The sequence below is a fragment of the Tropicimonas marinistellae genome, from assembly GCF_001509585.1.
GTDB lineage: Bacteria > Pseudomonadota > Alphaproteobacteria > Rhodobacterales > Rhodobacteraceae > Tropicimonas > Tropicimonas marinistellae.
In genome coordinates, this window is the sequence record NZ_LNCI01000003.1 from 300,404 (window position 1) to 317,019 (window position 16,616).

At 65.0% G+C, this 16,616-nt stretch carries 14 protein-coding genes; 8 read left to right on the forward strand and 6 right to left on the reverse strand.

Annotated elements, in window-relative coordinates; genetic code table 11:
• Nucleotides 1–136 precede the first annotated feature (136 nt).
• From ARC39_RS07645 to pepN, 3 genes are all read right to left on the reverse strand, one after another.
• The gene (locus ARC39_RS07645) at nucleotides 137–1,012 is read right to left on the reverse strand and encodes a 1-acyl-sn-glycerol-3-phosphate acyltransferase (RefSeq protein ID WP_236545148.1); all 876 of its coding nucleotides are present in this window, start codon (nucleotides 1,010–1,012) and stop codon (nucleotides 137–139) included.
• A gap of 112 nt (nucleotides 1,013–1,124) precedes the next feature.
• Entirely contained in the window at nucleotides 1,125–1,892 is a 768-nt protein-coding gene (locus ARC39_RS07650; protein WP_201455726.1) for an SDR family oxidoreductase, read from the reverse strand.
• Complete coding sequence (gene pepN, locus ARC39_RS07655; protein WP_068112488.1) at nucleotides 1,885–4,449, reverse strand: aminopeptidase N; 2,565 nt, start codon at nucleotides 4,447–4,449, stop codon at nucleotides 1,885–1,887. The genes ARC39_RS07650 and pepN overlap by 8 nt, the downstream gene beginning before the upstream one ends.
• A 251-nt stretch (nucleotides 4,450–4,700) precedes the next feature.
• On the opposite strand from pepN, the gene ARC39_RS07660 reads away from it, so the two are divergent.
• The 3 genes from ARC39_RS07660 (at nucleotide 4,701) to dusA (ending at nucleotide 7,303) form a co-directional block, all read left to right on the forward strand.
• Nucleotides 4,701–5,489: a hypothetical protein gene (locus ARC39_RS07660; protein ID WP_149866346.1), complete on the forward strand. Its 789-nt coding sequence runs from the start codon at nucleotides 4,701–4,703 to the stop codon at nucleotides 5,487–5,489.
• Nucleotides 5,490–5,528: 39 nt separating this feature from the next.
• A complete protein-coding gene (locus ARC39_RS07665) occupies nucleotides 5,529–6,152 on the forward strand; it encodes a GNAT family N-acetyltransferase (RefSeq protein ID WP_068112493.1) in 624 nt (207 codons plus the stop codon).
• 128 nt (nucleotides 6,153–6,280) lie between these two features.
• Nucleotides 6,281–7,303 carry a tRNA dihydrouridine(20/20a) synthase DusA gene (gene dusA, locus ARC39_RS07670; RefSeq protein ID WP_068112496.1) on the forward strand — a complete coding sequence of 341 codons (1,023 nt, stop codon included), beginning with the start codon at nucleotides 6,281–6,283 and terminating at the stop codon, nucleotides 7,301–7,303.
• Between the two features lie 22 nt (nucleotides 7,304–7,325).
• On the opposite strand, the gene ARC39_RS07675 is transcribed toward dusA, so the two are convergent.
• Genes ARC39_RS07675 through ccmI form a run of 3 tightly spaced genes read right to left on the reverse strand, consistent with a single transcriptional unit; the run spans nucleotide 7,326 to nucleotide 9,593 of the window.
• Nucleotides 7,326–7,592 (reverse strand): DUF1289 domain-containing protein, encoded by a 267-nt coding sequence (locus tag ARC39_RS07675; protein ID WP_068112499.1) that lies wholly within the window; start codon nucleotides 7,590–7,592, stop codon nucleotides 7,326–7,328.
• Nucleotides 7,589–8,065, reverse strand: coding sequence for a Holliday junction resolvase RuvX (ruvX, locus tag ARC39_RS07680; protein WP_068112501.1), 477 nt, complete (start codon nucleotides 8,063–8,065; stop codon nucleotides 7,589–7,591). The genes ARC39_RS07675 and ruvX overlap by 4 nt, the downstream gene beginning before the upstream one ends.
• A gap of 7 nt (nucleotides 8,066–8,072) precedes the next feature.
• Nucleotides 8,073–9,593: a c-type cytochrome biogenesis protein CcmI gene (ccmI, locus tag ARC39_RS07685; RefSeq protein WP_068112504.1), complete on the reverse strand. Its 1,521-nt coding sequence runs from the start codon at nucleotides 9,591–9,593 to the stop codon at nucleotides 8,073–8,075.
• Between the two features lie 274 nt (nucleotides 9,594–9,867).
• Between ccmI and ARC39_RS07690 the strand changes: the two genes are divergently transcribed.
• The 5 genes from ARC39_RS07690 to ARC39_RS07715 all read left to right on the forward strand — a co-directional run bounded on the left by ARC39_RS07690 (nucleotide 9,868) and on the right by ARC39_RS07715 (nucleotide 16,560).
• Nucleotides 9,868–11,115: a sarcosine oxidase subunit beta family protein gene (locus ARC39_RS07690; RefSeq protein ID WP_068112507.1), complete on the forward strand. Its 1,248-nt coding sequence runs from the start codon at nucleotides 9,868–9,870 to the stop codon at nucleotides 11,113–11,115.
• A 271-nt stretch (nucleotides 11,116–11,386) separates the two neighbouring features.
• Nucleotides 11,387–11,710 carry a sarcosine oxidase subunit delta gene (locus tag ARC39_RS07700; RefSeq protein ID WP_068112513.1) on the forward strand — a complete coding sequence of 108 codons (324 nt, stop codon included), beginning with the start codon at nucleotides 11,387–11,389 and terminating at the stop codon, nucleotides 11,708–11,710.
• A complete protein-coding gene (locus ARC39_RS07705; protein ID WP_068112516.1) occupies nucleotides 11,707–14,706 on the forward strand; it encodes a sarcosine oxidase subunit alpha family protein in 3,000 nt (999 codons plus the stop codon). The genes ARC39_RS07700 and ARC39_RS07705 overlap by 4 nt, the downstream gene beginning before the upstream one ends.
• Nucleotides 14,699–15,262 carry a sarcosine oxidase subunit gamma gene (locus ARC39_RS07710; RefSeq protein WP_068112518.1) on the forward strand — a complete coding sequence of 188 codons (564 nt, stop codon included), beginning with the start codon at nucleotides 14,699–14,701 and terminating at the stop codon, nucleotides 15,260–15,262. Before ARC39_RS07705 ends, ARC39_RS07710 begins: the two co-directional genes overlap by 8 nt.
• Nucleotides 15,263–15,420: 158 nt before the next feature.
• Nucleotides 15,421–16,560, forward strand: coding sequence for a hypothetical protein (locus ARC39_RS07715; RefSeq protein WP_068112521.1), 1,140 nt, complete (start codon nucleotides 15,421–15,423; stop codon nucleotides 16,558–16,560).
• Nucleotides 16,561–16,616 lie beyond the last annotated feature (56 nt).

The following is a 16,616-nucleotide window of genomic DNA, read 5'->3' on the forward strand; positions in this document are numbered from 1 at the left end:
TTCGGTCGATCGGTCAATTGGCGCTTGTCTCAACGACCAGAAACGCTGGCTTCGCCCGGCATGGCGCCGCGGCGTCAAAATCCCGTTCACGAAGGGCAGTCGCCGGGAGTAATCCGGGTGAGAAACCGCCGTGGGATCAAGCCGAAAGCGTGGACCGGACCCAGCGGGGGCGGCGGGTCATTTCGGCGAGCGAAACCGTGGGCGCGTGCCGGCCGCCCAACTTTAGGGTCGCCGCCTTCAACTCCTCGATTGCCTCGCCGGAATTCGCCGAGAGCGATTTCGCCGGGATCGGACGGCCGAATGTCAGCCGGTAAGGTTGGCGATCCTTGTTCAGCGTCTCGTAAAACAGGGTGATGTCCCGCAGCGACGGGTGGATCATGTCGAACAGGTAGAACAACGCCGAATTGCGCGCCCGCACGTTCACCGGGATAACGTCGAGATCCCACTTGCGCGCGATCATCGCGGCCGAGGCCATCCAATCCCGTTCATAGAGTTTCAGCCAACGGCGCTTTGCCAACCGGCCGGAGGGGAAAATCACTCCCAGCCGCCCCGCCTCGATCGCCTTGCGGGTGTAGGCCATCGTCTCGCGGGTCTTTGCATGGCTGCGCTTTTCCAGACGCCATTCGACCGGTGCAATCATCGTTTCCATCTGCGGCATCACGCGCAGAATATCGGAATTGGCATAGAAGAACGGATCGTCGCGACGCTGGGTGATCGCGTGCCACATGATGATGCCATCGGCAATTCCGGTGGGGTGGTTGGCCACAACGAGGGCCGGCCCCGACGCCGGGATGTTATCGAGCCCGGAAATCTGCACATCCCGCGCAATCATCCGCGCCATGTGGGCCATGATTGCGTCGTTCGGCTCGTCCTTGAGCAGATTTCCAAGTTCGATGGTCCGATCGTAGCCCAGCAGGCGATTGAGAATCCGGTGGGAATTGCGCGCAACGGGGTTGTCCGCGAACAGCCAGGCAGCGCGTTCCTGGATCAGGGGGTCGATTCGATCACGCATGGGACCATCCATCACGTCGCTGTGACACATCAATGACATAGCATGTAACAATCCTCTCGGGCAATCGGGAGCCTGCTGCGTCAATCTGTGTTCATAGGCGGGCTCCCGCCTGTCAGCGGCCGCCGCCAGCGTCGAGAAGTGCGCCGGTCACGTAGGAGGCGCCGGGGCCAAGCAGCCAGACGATTGTTTCCGCAATTTCGTCGGCCGTTCCGGCGCGTCCAACGGGAACCGTGGAGCCGAGCTGTGCGGCCCGGTCAGGTTGGCCACCCTTGGCATGGATCGCGGTTTCGATGATACCGGGGCGGACGGCATTCACCCGGATTCCCTCACCTGCAACCTCCCGTGCCAAGCCCTTGGTGAAACTGTCGATTGCGCCCTTGGACGCGGCGTAATCAACGTATTGGCCGGCCCCGCCGAGCCGTGCTGCCAGCGACGAGACGTTGACGATTGCGCCACCCTGTCCGCCGAAGGCGGTTGACATCCGGCGCACCGCCTCGCCGGCCACCAGAATTGGCGCAACGACATTGACCCGCATCATGCGTTCGACCCGTTCGGCCGTCATCTCGTCCACCCTTTGTGCGCGTTCGACTATGCCGGCATTGTTGACCAATCCGCGCAGCGGGCGGCCGGTTTCGTCGATCGCGGCAAAGAGGGATGGAATGTCGTCCCCCGTACCCAAATCCGCCTGCACGACCCATGCTTTTCGGCCCGCCGCGCGTACCGCTGTGGCCGTTGTCTCCGCCCCCGCCGCGTCGCGGTTGAAATGCACGGCCACGTCCCAGCCATCGCGGGCCGCCCGGATCGCCGAGGCCGCGCCGATCCCCGAAGACGCACCGGTGACGAGCAGCAGCCCGAGGTCTTGTGCGCTCCGCTCAGGCACCCAGAATTCGCCCGACCATCTCGGTCGTGTCCCGGCTGAGGCCCGGTGTGGCGGCAATTCGCTCCAGGTTGTCCCGGATCATCCCCTGCCGGTCGCCGTCGTATCGCTTCCATGTCTCGAAGGCGGTCGTCATGCGCGCGGTCGTTTGCGGATTGACCGGGTCGAGCCTTATCAGCCAGTCGGCCACCAGCGCATAGGCGGCCCCCGATGGGGTGTGGAAGCCGGCCGCGTTCATTGCCAGCCCGCCGATCACCGCCCGGAACCGATTGGGGTTCTTCCAGTCGAAGTCGGAATCCTCCGTCAAACGGCTTGCAACCTGCGCCGCCTTGTCGGGTTCGGCGTGGGCGGTCTGCAACCCGAACCATTTGTCCATCACCAGCCGGTCGCTTTGCCATTGGCTGCGGAACGCGGAGAGCGCCGCATCGGCCGCACCGATTTCCAGCAGGCAGGTCAATGCGCCGAGTTGTTCGGTCATATTGTCGGCCGCCTCGAACTGCGCCTGCGCGCGCGTGCCTTCGTCCACAAGGCTGAGGAGTGCAAGCGCCCCCTGGCGAAGCGCGCGCTGGCCGGCGTCCGTGGCATCGGGCCGGTAGGGGCCATGCACGGCCATGTCGTCGTAGAGGTCCGACAGCAAGCTGCCCATGTGCTCGGCGACGGCCTTGCGAAGGTGTCGAAGCGCGGCATGGATCTGCAACGGGTCAGGGGTACGGCCGGCATCGAAGAGCGTCTGCGCCATGTCGTCCTGGCTCGGCAAGCGAAGGGCAAGGGCGCGGAAGGCAGGGTCGAGGCTCTCGTCGCGGGCCATTGCCTCAAGCGCCTCCAGATAGGCGGGCGCGGGGTCAGCACCTTCGGAGACCATGCGCGTCAGAACGTCCTTTGCCAGCCCGCGGCCGGCTTCCCACTTGTTGAACGGATCCGTGTCGTGTGCCAGCAGGAAGGCACGCTCCTTTGCGTCGGTCTTGCGCTCCACGATGACGGGCGCGGAGAAGCCCCGAAGGATCGAAGGCACCGGGCGCGTGGCCAGCCCCTCGAACTGGAAAACCTGGCTCGTCTGGGTGAGTTCGAGCACCTGCGTGGGCACGACCTCGTCGCCATTTGGTGACAGCAGTCCAACGGCCACCGGGATCACCAGCGGGTCTTTCTCCGCCTGTCCTGGGGTCGGGGGTGTCTCCTGCCGGAAATGCAGCGAGAAGGTCCCGCCTTCGGCCCCGGGCGACCAGGCTTCGTCCACCCGCACGCGCGGGGTGCCGGCCTGAGAGTACCACAGCTTGAACTGCGACAGGTCGCGGCCGGTCGCATCCTCGAACACTCTCAGCCAGTCTTCGATCGTGGCAGCGTCGCCGTCATGACGCTCGAAATAGAGGTCGAGCGCCTTGGCGTATCCCTCATCGCCCACGAGACGCTTGAGCATCCCGATCAACTCGGCGCCCTTCTCGTAAACCGTGGCCGTGTAGAAGTTGTTGATCTCCACAAAGCTCTCGGGCCGGACCGGATGCGCCAGCGGGCCGTTGTCCTCTCGGAACTGACGCGCGCGCAGGTTCAGTACATCGTCTATCCGCTTGACCGCACGAGACCGCATGTCGCCGGTGAACTGCTGGTCGCGGAACACCGTCAGCCCTTCCTTCAGGCAGAGCTGGAACCAATCGCGGCAGGTGATGCGGTTGCCCGTCCAGTTGTGGAAATACTCATGCGCGATGATCCCCTCGATGCGCTCGAAATTGGCGTCGGTGGAGGTTTCGGGGGAGGCGAGGACGGCCGAGGAGTTGAAGATGTTCAGCCCCTTGTTCTCCATCGCGCCCATGTTGAAATCGTCCACGGCGACGATGTTGAAGACATCCAGATCGTATTCCCGCCCGTAGGTTTCTTCGTCCCAGGTCATCGAGCGTTTCAGCGCATCCATGCCGAAGGCGCATTTCTTCTCGTCCCCCGGTCGCACCCAGATGTTCAACTCAACCTCACGGCCGGAGCGGGTGGTGAACCGGTCGGGATGGTTCACCAGATCGCCCGCGACCAGGGCGAAGAGATAGGCTGGTTTCGGCCAGGGATCGGTCCATTCCGCCCAGCCCTCGCCGCGCCCGGATGGGTTGCCGTTCGACAGCAGGACGGGCAGGTCGCTCTCGATCCGCACTGTGAACGGAGCCATCACGTCGGGGCGGTCGGGGTAGTAGGTGATCTTGCGGAAGCCCTCGGCCTCGCATTGGGTGCAATACATCGCCCGGGACATGTAGAGCCCTTCGAGTGCAGTATTGGTCTGCGGACTGATCTCTACTTCGGCCTCCCATGTAAAGGGGCCGTCCGGCACCGGACAGGTCAGCCCGGCCTCGGAGAGTTCGGGTGTAACCGGCTGCCCGTCGATCTTTGCCTCGATCAGCTTGAGTTGTTCTCCGTGCAGGAAAAAAGGGCCATCGGGTGCGTCGGGATTGGGCACAAAGGCAATGCGTGAAATCACGCGCGTCACGTCGGGTGCGAGGCGAAAAACGAGATGAACCTGTTCAACGAGGTGGGTAAAGGGCGTGTAATCGGCAAGATAAATGGTTTGGGGGGCGTCGTGCGGCATGGGCGTCGGACTCCGATATTGCTCGCGCGCACCCTAGGGGCGGGCGGGCAACGCTGCAACTGCAACCGGGCTTCGTGGCCGTGTGCAACCGCAACGGTCAATCGAGCGAAAAGGTGTCGTTGTGGGTAAAACACTTGCAACGGCCACGATTTGAGCCTGATCATAGCGCAGGTCACGTTTGTTGATACTCTGCTTGCCGGGAGCCTCGGCGGGCCGGCCCGACGAAGCGCGAAAGAAGGGGAGTCGAGACGATGAAAAAGGCACTTTTCGCTGTGGCAACCGTTTTGAGTTCTACCTGTGCGGGACACTTGGCGATGGCGCAGGACGGCGTCGCGTACATGCCGGAACCGAGATGGAACTACGAGCTGCAACTGTACCTGTGGGGCACCGAGGTTGGCGGAGTGGCCAACGGTGTGGACTTCGAACTTGGGTTCGACGATATCGTCGAGAACCTGAACATGGCGCTCATGGGCGGACTCCGGGGGTTCAACGGGCCCTGGATGACCTATGGCGAGTTGGGATACGCGAGCATCCGTCAAGGCGGTGATGCGAGTTACACGATCGCTCCGGGTTCGCCCGCCGAAGGCGTCAAGGTTGAAGCGGTCGCGGATGCAGATATCGAAACGACAGTCGTGAGTTTCGGCGGCGGATACCGGATCGCGGACACGCCAACCTATTCCGCTTACGGCACCTTCGGTGCGCGATATCTGAAGATCGCCGCCGACCTGACACTCGACGTGAGCGCCGGCGCGCAGGATCGGTCATTCGAAGTGGACGGAGACGAGGATTACTGGGATGCCGTCATCGGCGTGAATGGGCGCGCTCGGTTCTCCGACGCGTGGTTCCTGTCCTACATCTTCGACGTGGGCGCGGGGCAGTCGGACCTGACGTGGCAAGCGGGCCTGGGCATCGGCTACACCTTTGGCCGCAGCGATCTGGTGCTTGGCTACCGCCACATGGAATGGGATCTTCCCGATGGCGACCTGATGGAAGAATATTACCAATCCGGCCCGATCCTGCTCTGGAACTACAGGTTCTGATCTTTCGCTTGGCGGCGGCAGGCCGGGGGGATCTGTCCGATGACGGTGAGAATACACTCGGCACGCCGGGCGGACGTGGAGCAGCTTCGCAGTATCTGTATCCGAACCGGCGATGCCGGTGCGGATGCGTCTGGCAAGGAGGATGCGCCGGAGCTGCTGCCGGCGATCTTTCTTGAGCCCTATCTGGTCTTTGCTCCGGACTGCGCCTGGGTCGCCGAGGACGGGCAGGGGATTTTTGGCTACGCGGTTGGGGTCGCCGACAGCGTCGCGTTCGGCAAATGGGCCGAACGGGTCTGGTGGCCGGACTTGCGTGGTACCTATCCGGAACCTGACACCGACAAGGCCGGCTGGCATGGAAGCGACTGGCTGCGCCACCGGTTGCACCACCCGCCGGAGGCTCTGGCGGCGCCACTCTCCCGCTGGCCTGCGCACGGCCACATCGACCTGCTCCCAAGGGGCCATGGCACCGGTGTGGCAGAGCTGTTGATGAAACGGATGATGCATTCGGTGTGGAAACAGGGAGCGCGGGGGATCCATCTGGGCGTCGCCGCGAGCAACGCCCGGGCGCTGAGGTTTTACGAGAAGCTCGGTTTCGAACCGGTGGAGTTCACGCCCGAGCCTGAAACCGTTTGCGTCGTGCGAGCTTTGACCGGCGAGCAGTGAACACGTGAGAGTTCATGGCGGCATTCGCTTGCCCTGCGCATGCGCGGACGTGTATGCGGGGCGCCGAAACCGAAACCCGACCGCAGCCTGATTGCGGCGGACCGCCCCACCGACCCGGAACGCTCCCGATGCACGCACGCCCGACCCATCGCGATCCCGCCGCCGACGCCGCGCGCCTCTCGGTGGCCCCGATGATGGACTGGACCGACCGGCATTGCCGGGCATTCCACCGGGTCCTGTCGCGGCGCGCGTTGCTCTACACGGAGATGATCACAGCGCCGGCACTGGTTCGGGGGGGAGCCTTGCACCTGCTGGAGTTCGCCGACGTTGAACACCCCTTGGCGGTGCAGCTTGGTGGATCGGACCCTGCCGAGCTTGCGGCGGCGGCGCGTATGGCCGAGGAGGCTGGCTACGACGAGGTGAACCTCAACTGCGGTTGCCCGTCGGACCGCGTGCAATCGGGCAGTTTTGGCGCCGTGTTGATGACGCAGCCCGACCTCGTTGGCGAATGCGTGAATGCGATGGCGGCCACCACACGGCTGCCGGTGACCGTCAAATGCCGGATCGGCGTGGATGAGCAAGTGCCGGAGGAGGTCCTGCCGGCCTTTCTGGGCACGATCCGCGCCGCCGGTGTGCGGCGGGTGACGATCCATGCGCGCAAGGCCTGGCTTCAGGGTCTCTCGCCGAAGGAAAACCGGGAGATCCCGCCGCTCGACTATGCCCTTGTGGCGCAGATGAAACGCAAATTCGCGGACATGCACATTTCGATCAACGGCGGCATCGCGACGCTCACGGCGGCCGAGGATCAACTCGCGCAGGGGCTCGATGGGGTGATGATCGGGCGTGCGGCCTATCATCAGCCTGCCCAGATCCTGCTAGAGGCAGACCGGCGGATCTTCGGAGCGACCGAGCGCCCACTTTCCCGCCACGAGGCGGTCGACCGTTTTCGGCCCTATATCGCGCGACATTTGGAGCAGGGTGGGCGGTTGCATTCGGTCACGCGGCACATGCTGGGCCTGTTTGCGGGTCAGCCCGGTGCGCGCGGCTGGCGGCGGGTATTGAGCGAGGGCGCATCCCGGCCCGGAGCCGGCCTGGATGTGCTGGATGCGGCACTGGAGCGTGTTGGCGGGACGCAGGCTGCCGGGGTCTGAGGGCGATCCGGGCGGAGCCGGGTCAATCTTTCCCGCTGTCAGAGGCCGCACCATCCCGACGAGCGATGCGCGCCGCGCGTCCGCCGCGGCGGCGAGCCAGTTGGGGAGCCCGATCCCGCAAGACGTCCATTACGCGGCGGCGTGCCTCGGCGGTCATCTTCGACCAAGCGGCGATTTCATCCAGCGTGCGCAGACAGCCGGTACAGATCTGCGCTTCCGGGTGGATCACGCAGAGCTTCACGCAGGGGGACTCGACCTCGTCCCGCTTCCAGATGTCGTCGTCCTTCATCCCGCGCTCCTCAGGTGCTGCATCCGATCCAGCGCACCTTGAAGGATAAAACCGGCGGCAACATGGTCGATCACCTCGGCGCGACGCTTTCGAGACGTATCCGCCTCCAGCAGCGCGCGTTCCGCCGCCACTGTTGACAGCCGTTCATCCCAGAATGTGATCGGCACGTCCGTCAGTTTCTCCAGGTTGCGGGCGAAGGCGCGGGTAGATTGGCAACGCGGTCCTTCCGTTCCGTCCATATTGCGTGGCAGGCCGAGCACGATCCCGCCGACCTCGCGTGCTGCCAGAAGCGCCAGCAGCTTCTCCGCATCAACTCCGAATTTCTTGCGCCGGATTGTCTCCAGGGGTGTTGCCGTGCTCAGCCGCCGGTCGGAAATGGCCACGCCGATCGTGGCGGTGCCAAGATCCAACCCGGCGACCGGAACGCCAGATGGCAAGGTGGAGGCGAACGCCTCGATTTCCTCGCAGATCATCGGGCCGCTACTCCGCCACGCCCGCGTCGACGGCGGCCGCGCGGATTGTCTCCAGCAGTTCCGGACGTTCAGCAAAGGTCTGCTGGGCCTCGGTCCAGATTGCTGCGGCTTGTTCGGTGTTGCCGAGCACGCCATGGGCGCGCACCAGCCTTGCCCAGTCGGCCGGCGGGCCTCCTTCTGTTGCAAGCCGCTCGCCAAGCTGGTCGACCATGGCGCGGATCATCTCCTGCCGGTCTTCCGGCGCCATTTCCGCTGCGGCATCAATATCGGCCTGCGTCGGGCCTCGCTCCTCGGCGCCGCCGCTTTCCACACCAGCCCGCACCGCGGCGTCTCGGATCGGTGCCAGGGTCTCAGGATCGGTGAAGCGTTGTTGCGCCTCGGCCCAGATCGCCGCTGCACGGTCGGTATTGCCGAGGATTCCATGGGCGCGGATCAGCTTGGCCCAGTCCGAGGGCGGACCGCCTTCCTCCGCCATGCGCTGGCCGAGCTGGTCCACCATGTTCTGGATGAAGGCCTGCCGCTCCTCCGGGCTCATGTCGGCGGCCGCGGCAATGTCGTCCGCGGTCGGGTTGCCGTGGGGGTCGGGCATCACCTGGGACGCGGGCAGGGTATAGTTGATACCTGCAAGCGCCGCGACGCTTTCCAGCCGCGCGCGGATGATCGGCATCCATGGAGCGTCGGGAGGGCTTTCGCCGACGAGCGGCTCCCAGAACTGGAATGTCAGGTCGGGGCGATCCGTCTGCAAGTGCATCAATCCAGCGAAGTAGCGCGCCAATGGGCTGTGGGGATCTCGGTCAAGCGCCCCGGCAATCGCATTGTCGGCTTCTGCCGAAATGCGGCCACCGGCGGCTTGCACCAGCATCGCGGCGTAGGTGGAGTAATCCTGTGAGGTCGCGCTTTCGCCCTTTAATTCGATCACCCGGGCTTGTGCCACATGGGCGGCCGGCAGATTTCCCAGCCCGGCCTCGTTGCGGGCGAGCAGAACCCACCCCTCCAGTTCGTCGGGGTTTTCCTCCACGGCGACACGCAGCTTCTCGATCAGCGCGGCATATTCCGGATCGACGTCCGGCTGCGGCGCGGCGGGCATCGCAGCCTCCAGCTCTGCCTGCGACGGTCGGGCTTCTCGCGCCGCCTCCGCATCGGCAAGCCGTTTCTTGAGCGGCATATCGGCATAGCCCGGCGCGCCGATACGGTCATAAACGAGATAGCTTCCCGCAATCACGGCCAACCCCGCGATGACCGCGGCTGCCACGGTCACCCCGCGCGGCGCACGGCCGATGGCATCGCCGCGCGCCTTGTCAGCGTCCAGGATACGCCGCTTGATCTCGGTGCGCAGCCGGTCGGCCTCGTCGGTGCTCACCACGCCCCGCGCGAGATCCTTGTCGATGCTCCTTAGCTGGTCACGGTAGATCTGGATATCGGTGTCGTTTACCGATTGCGCGCCCCCATTTTGCGGCCGCATCAACGGCCATCCGATCAACAGTGCGGCAAGAAGGGCGGCAAGCCCCGAGATAATCCAGAAAAGCATGCGTCCTTCCGGTGGCGTCGCTCGATACAGGTGACACCCCGTCTATCCGGAACAGAGAGCCGGGCAAACCCCCCCGCGACACCCCGCCTCGCACCGGGCGTTCACAAGGTCGTTTCCTGCCCGCAAGATGCCGCAGGTTGGCGGATGGCCTTTCGCAATCGGCGGGAAAAGGGATACCGTGCGACGTGTCGCTGCGGCGCTGTGGCTGCGCGTTGCCGACCGAGCCCCGAATTGCGGGGCGGACAAGAAATGGCCCCGACCGACAAGGACCACCATGCGCCGATATTCCGCCTTTGCCATTGCCCGCGAAGCCCTGCGTCATCACACCGGTTGGGAACGCGCATGGCGCTCGCCGGAACCGAAGAAACACTACAAGGTGATCGTGATCGGCGCGGGCGGCCACGGGCTGGCAACCGCTTACTACCTGGGAAAGAACTTCGGTATCCGCGATGTGGCCGTGCTCGACAAGGGCTGGCTCGGTGGCGGCAATACCGGGCGGAATACGACGATCATTCGTTCGAACTACCTGCAGGACCCCTCGGCCGCGATCTACGAGAAGGCGCGCAGCCTCTACGAGACATTCAGCCAGGACCTGAACTACAACGCCATGTTCTCCCCGCGCGGGGTGCTCATGCTGGCGCAGACCCACCACGAGGTCCGGGGCTACCAGCGCACGGCGCACGCCAATGCGCTGCAAGAGGTCGAAACCGAATGGGTCGGCCCGGAGCGGGTGAAGGAGATCGTGCCGATCATCAATATCGATGGTCCACGGTATCCGGTGCTGGGCGGGCTCTGGCAGGCCCGCGGCGGCACGGCGCGGCACGATGCCATCGCCTGGGGCTATGCGCGGGCCTGTTCCGGCATGGGAATGGACATCATCCAGCAATGCGCCGTGACCGGCGTGCGCTCCGAGGGCGGCCAGGTGACGGGCGTTGTCACGACCAGGGGTGACATCGCCTGCGACAAGCTCGCGATTGTGGTTGCGGGCCATTCCGGGCATCTGGCCGATATGGCCGGGTTCCGCTTGCCTATAGAATCCGCGCCGCTGCAGGCGCTGGTCTCGGAGCCGATCAAACCCTGCATCGATTGTGTGGTCATGGCGAACACCGTGCATGGCTACATGAGCCAATCCGACAAGGGCGAACTGGTGATCGGCGGTGGCACCGACAGCTACAACGGGTTCACGCAGCGCGGGTCCTTCAACCACATCGAGGAGACCGTGCGGGCGCTGATCGAGACGTTTCCGATCATCTCGCGGCTGAAGATGCTACGCCAATGGGGCGGGATCGTGGACATGACGGGCGACCGTTCACCGATCCTCTCGAAGACCCCGCTGGGAAACTGCTTCATCAACTGCGGTTGGGGCACTGGCGGGTTCAAGGCCATCCCCGGCTCGGGCTGGGCGATGGCGGAGCTTGTCGCCAACGGAGAGCCCGGCCCGCTGGCCGCCGACTTCGGCCTCGACCGCTTCCGCGAGGGCCGCTTCATCGACGAAAGCGTCGCGGCGGGGGTGGCGCATTGATCTCCGTGGACCGCGCCCGATTCCTCCTCGCCGAGGCCCTTCTTCTGTCGGGAAATATCCCGGGGGGCGCCGGGGGGCTGGCCCCCCGGCTCCAGGCGGCGCAGCCTTCCGGCCGGGCGGTCAATGGCGCACCGGCCGAACCGCACCGCGCGGTGGCACCGCCGGGCAGCGCCCGACCTGCCTACGCGGGGCGGGCGTTTCTCGCCCACAGCCCGGCTCCGGCGCTGCGCTCCGTTCTCAAGCCCAACATCACTCCGGCAAGGACCGTCCCATGCTGATCCTCACCTGCCCCTATTGCGGCATCCATTGCGACGAGACCGAGCTTGCCAATGGCGGCGAAGCGCATCTGAAACGCGAGGGCCCGGGGTCGAGCGACGATGCTTTCGAGGCCTATCTCTTCGATCGGGACAATCCGATGGGGGTGCATTTCGAGCGCTGGCGGCATGCCAACGGCTGCGGCAAGTGGTTCCTCGCGGCGCGGGATACGGTGACGATGGAAGTCTTCGGGACCTACAAGGCGCAATCCATCGAACCGCCGGCCGAGATCGTCGAGAGGATCAGGGCCAAGCGGCCCGACTGGGAGGGGCGGGCATGAGCATACGTCTGGAGAGCGGTGGCCGGTTGATCGACCGCAGCAAACCCCTCGGCTTCACCTTCGACACCAACCCGATGCAGGGCTACGCGGGCGACACGCTGGCCTCGGCCCTGCTCGGTAGCGGGCAGGTTCTGGTCAACCGTTCCTACAAATACCATCGCCCGCGCGGCATTGTCGCCAGTGGGGCAGAAGAACCCAATGCGCTCGTCGGGTTGGGGCAGGGTGGCCGCTTCGAGCCGGATCAGCGCGCGACCACGACCGAACTGTTTGATGGCCTGATTGCGATGAGCCAGAACGCCTGGCCGTCGCTTGGCTTCGATGCGATGGCCGTCAACGGCTGGTTTTCCTCGATGATGCCGGCCGGGTTCTACTACAAGACCTTCCTGTGGCCTCGGAGCTTCTGGAAGCACGTTTACGAGCCGGTGATCCGGGACGCGGCGGCCTCCGGTCTGCCCCCGAAGGAGCCCGACGCCGACCTCTACGAGCATTTCTATGCCTTCGTCGACGTTCTGATCGTCGGCGGCGGTATCGCCGGCTTGCAGGCGGCGTTGGTGGCGGGGCGCGCGGGCGCGCGGGTTCTTCTGATCGAGCAGACTGCCCATTGGGGCGGACGCGCCCCGGTGGACGGGGTGGAAATCGACGGCCAGCCTGCCGATGTCTGGATCGCCGATACCATCGCAGCGTTGCAGGCGATGGAAAACGTCACGCTCCGCGCGCGCTGCATGGGCGCGGGACTCTATGACCACGGATTCGCGCTCGGCTATGAGCGTCTTTCCGATCATACGCCGGGCGACGGTCGCCCGCGCCACCGGCTGTGGAAGATCCGGGCAGGGCGGATCGTCACCGCCACCGGCGCCATCGAACGGCCGCTGAGTTTTGCCGGCAACGATGTGCCGGGGGTGATGCTGGCCTCTGCCGTGCGCGACTATGTGGTGAATTTCGGTGTCGCACCGGGCCGTCGCACCGTTGTGGTGACCAATAACGACGATGCCTATCGGACCGCATTGGTATTGATCGACGCCGGGCTGGAGGTGCCTGCCATCGTCGACGTCCGGGAACGCAGCGATGGTCCGCTCGCCCGCGAATGCGTCCGGCGTGGGGTGCGGGCGGAAACCGGCGCCGCCGTGATGAAGGTCAAGGGCGGCAAACAGGTTGCGGGCGTGATGCTCTGCCGTGCCAATGGTACCGGCGGCGCGGGCGCTTTGCTGGAATGCGATTGCGTGGCCATGTCGGGCGGCTGGTCACCGGTGGTGCACCTCTGGTCCCATTGCGGCGGCAAGCTGCTGTGGTCGGACGAATACGCGCATTTCTACCCCGACCCGAGCCGCGCTCCCACCGGTGCAGATGGCGCTCCCTTCGTCTCGACGGCCGGCGCGGCTTCGGGTTGCATGGCGAGCGGAGAGGTCCTGGCAGATGCCGCTGAAAAAGGCGCGGCGGCGGTCGGTGCCGCGTATTCCGGCGATCTCCCGCAGACGAACGATATCGAAGAACTGCCGATGCAGCCCGTCTGGGTGATGCCCACGGGAGCCCTGCCGGAACTGCGGGCCAAGATGTTCCTCGATTTCCAGAACGACGTGAAGGTCTCTGACGTGCAACTGGCCGCTCAGGAAGGCTACGAGAGCGTTGAGCTGACCAAGCGCTATACCACCCTCGGCATGGCGAACGATCAGGGGAAGCTGAGCAATATCAATGGCCTTGCCGTTCTTTCGCAGTCGTTGGGTGAAGCGATTCCGCAGGTCGGCACGACGACATTCCGGCCGCCCTACCAGCCAATCTCCTTTGGCTCCATCGCCGGCGAGGCACGCGGCGGAACGTTCCAGCCGCTCCGTCGGACACCGATGCACGACTGGCACGAAGCGGCAGGTGCATATCTGGAGCCGGTTGGGCACTGGAAGCGACCCTATTGCTACCCCAAGCCGGGCGAGAGCCACGCCGAGGCGGTGGCGCGCGAGGTCAAGGCAACCCGCGCCTCGCTGGGTATGCTGGACGCCTCGACACTGGGCAAGATCGTCGTGAAGGGGCCGGATGCCGGGCGCTTCCTCGATATGCTCTACACCAACAAGATGTCCACGCTGAAACCCGGACGTTGCCGCTACGGGCTCATGTGCAACGAGAACGGCTTCCTGATGGACGACGGGGTGGTGGCGCGGCTCGACGACGACACGTTCCTCTGCCACACGACCTCCGGTGGCGCGGACCATGTGCACGGCCACATGGAGGACTGGCTGCAATGCGAGTGGTGGGATTGGAAAGTCTGGACGGTCAATCTGACCGAGCAATACGGCCAGATCGCCATTGTCGGCCCCAACGCCCGCAAGCTGATGGAAAGTCTCGGGGGGATGGATGTCTCCAAGGAGGCCCTGCCGTTCATGGGCTGGGTCGAGGGGGAGTTGGCCGGATTCCCGGTGCGGGTCTACCGGATCTCCTTCTCCGGCGAGCTGAGCTACGAGATTGCCGTTCCCGCGGGGCAGGCACGGGCACTCTGGGATGCGGTGCTGGCGGATGGCGCGGCGTTTGGCATCACCCCCTACGGAACCGAGGCGCTGCACGTGATGCGGGCCGAGAAGGGATTCATCATGATCGGCGACGAAACCGACGGCACGGTAATCCCGCAGGATCTCGGCCTCGACTGGGCGATCTCGAAGAAGAAGGATGACTACCTCGGTAAGCGCGCGCAGGAACGCAGTTTCATGACGCGCGACGACCGCTGGAAACTGGTCGGGCTGGAGACGCTCGACGGGTCCGTGCTGCCTGACGGAATCTATGCGGTGGGCGAGGGCGAGAATGCCAATGGTCAGCGCAATACCATCGGACGGGTGACGTCCACCTACCACTCACCGACACTCGGCAAGGGGATCGCCATGGGGTTGGTGGCGCATGGCCCGGAGCGCATGGGCGAGGTGCTGAAGTTCGCGGCCACCGACGGCGCGATGATCGAAGCTAGGATCGTCGATCCGGTGTTCTATGATCCGGACGGGGAGAAGCAGAATGTCTGATGTCCAACCGGCCCTTGGCGGCGCGGAGTTCGACGGTGCAGGAGCGCGCGTGGTGGAAATGCCGCCCAAAGGCATGATTACCCTGCGCGGATCCCCGGATGAGATCGGCGCAGCCGTTGCGGATGCGACAGGCTGCGCTGTGCCGGGGCAAAGAGAAATCACCTTCGAAGGCGAATTCGCATTGGGGTGGATGTCGCCTGACGAGTTCCTGTTGATGTGCCCGCGCGACGAGGTCGGCACTTGCCTGAAGTCTCTCGGTGAGACGCTCGCCGGTTCCCACCATCTCGCCGTGGACGTGTCCGATGCGCGGGCCGTATTCTCCATCGCCGGGCCGGGCGCCCGGGAGGTACTCGCACGCTTGTGCCCGGTGGATCTTGCATCGACGGCTTTCGGGCCGGGTGAAATTCGCCGCAGCCGGATCGCGCAGGTTCCGGCGGCATTCTGGATCGATGCGAACGATGACATCAAGTTGATCTGCTTTCGCTCTGTCGCACGATATGCCTTCGATGTGCTCTGCGGCGCGGCAAAAGGCGAACCAGTGGGCGTCCTGCGATAAATTCCGGCGCCGAGTTTCACGCAGGACCCGCATCGGGACGTATCGGATTTGGCGGATGGACAACCCACCGGATATGGATACGATTGACCCGAACAAGCCTCGATTGGCCATGAAATGAACGCAATTGGGGAGATAACTCCGGGCCAGGAGAATCTTGGATGCGTGGCATGGCATACGACGGAGACAAAGCGCGCGGTAGCCAGCGCGGCAGCGGGAATGCCCGTTGTCTCTTCGAAGCCGACGGCGTGCAGTTGTTCCACAGGTCCGCACGCTCCGACAACGCCGTCGTGCTGTTCTGCGAAGGTCCGACATGCGCCCGGATCCGGACCAACTGGATCAGCGCGCCGGGACGGGCGGCGGTCGATCTGTTCGAGGTTCGGCCGAGCCGTGCCGGGCATTACCCTCCGCAGGAGATGCGGGCACTCTGCCAGATCCTGACAGAGACCAGTTCGCGCCCGGCAATTGCTCTGGGTGCGGCAATGGGAGGGCAGGCAGCACTGCACTACGCGCGGCAGGCTGGTTGCGGTGCCTTACTGGCGTTTTCGCCCATAGGGGTCGCACCCACGGGCGATCCGGCGTCCGGTCCGGACCTGCAACAGGACGATCTGGCGCCGTTCACACTCATCGCATTCGATCCGCATCGCGCCGATGACGCGGCTCAATTCGCCGCGCTTCGTCAGCTGGATGGCGTTCAGCCTGTTCGGTTGCCGTTTATGGGCCAGCGCACGGAGCGCACGCTGATCGGCGAGAATATCGCGCGCAGGGTTTTCACTGCGGTGCTGCGCGGCGAGGCCGGTGAAGTCGCCCGGTTGCTTCGGCACAACCGGGGCCATGACGACGGCTTCCTGTCACGGCTCTCGATTGCTTGCTCGCAGGGCGGACACCCTCGTTGGGGGGCCGAAATCGCCGCCAAGGGCGATCCGACGCGTCAGCACCTCCCGGATCTGGCAATGGCCCGCGCCGAGGCACAGGCAGCGCTTGGCCAGCCGCTGAACGCGGTAGAGACGTTGGAGGGGCTTGTGGTCGCCGCACCAGAAAGCCCGCGCTACTGGACGCTTCTTGCAGACCGCTACGAAGCGATGGGGCAAGTCTGGGCGACGACCGAAGTCCTGGAGCTGGCGCTGGCGGTGACGGAAAATTTCGGTTTCTGCTGGAGATTGCTTCGCATCCTGGCGGCAACCGACGATCCAAAGGCCCGCATGCAAGCGCGCGCGCTGGCCGAGCTTGCAAAACACCATTGGCCGGAGCGCCGCGCCCAAATCGCGCGGATCGTGAGGGCCATTCCGCCGGTCCAATGAGCGGTGCGGCGGGATCGAGACAGGCGGCATTGCTCCACCGGAGCATTGGATAAAGG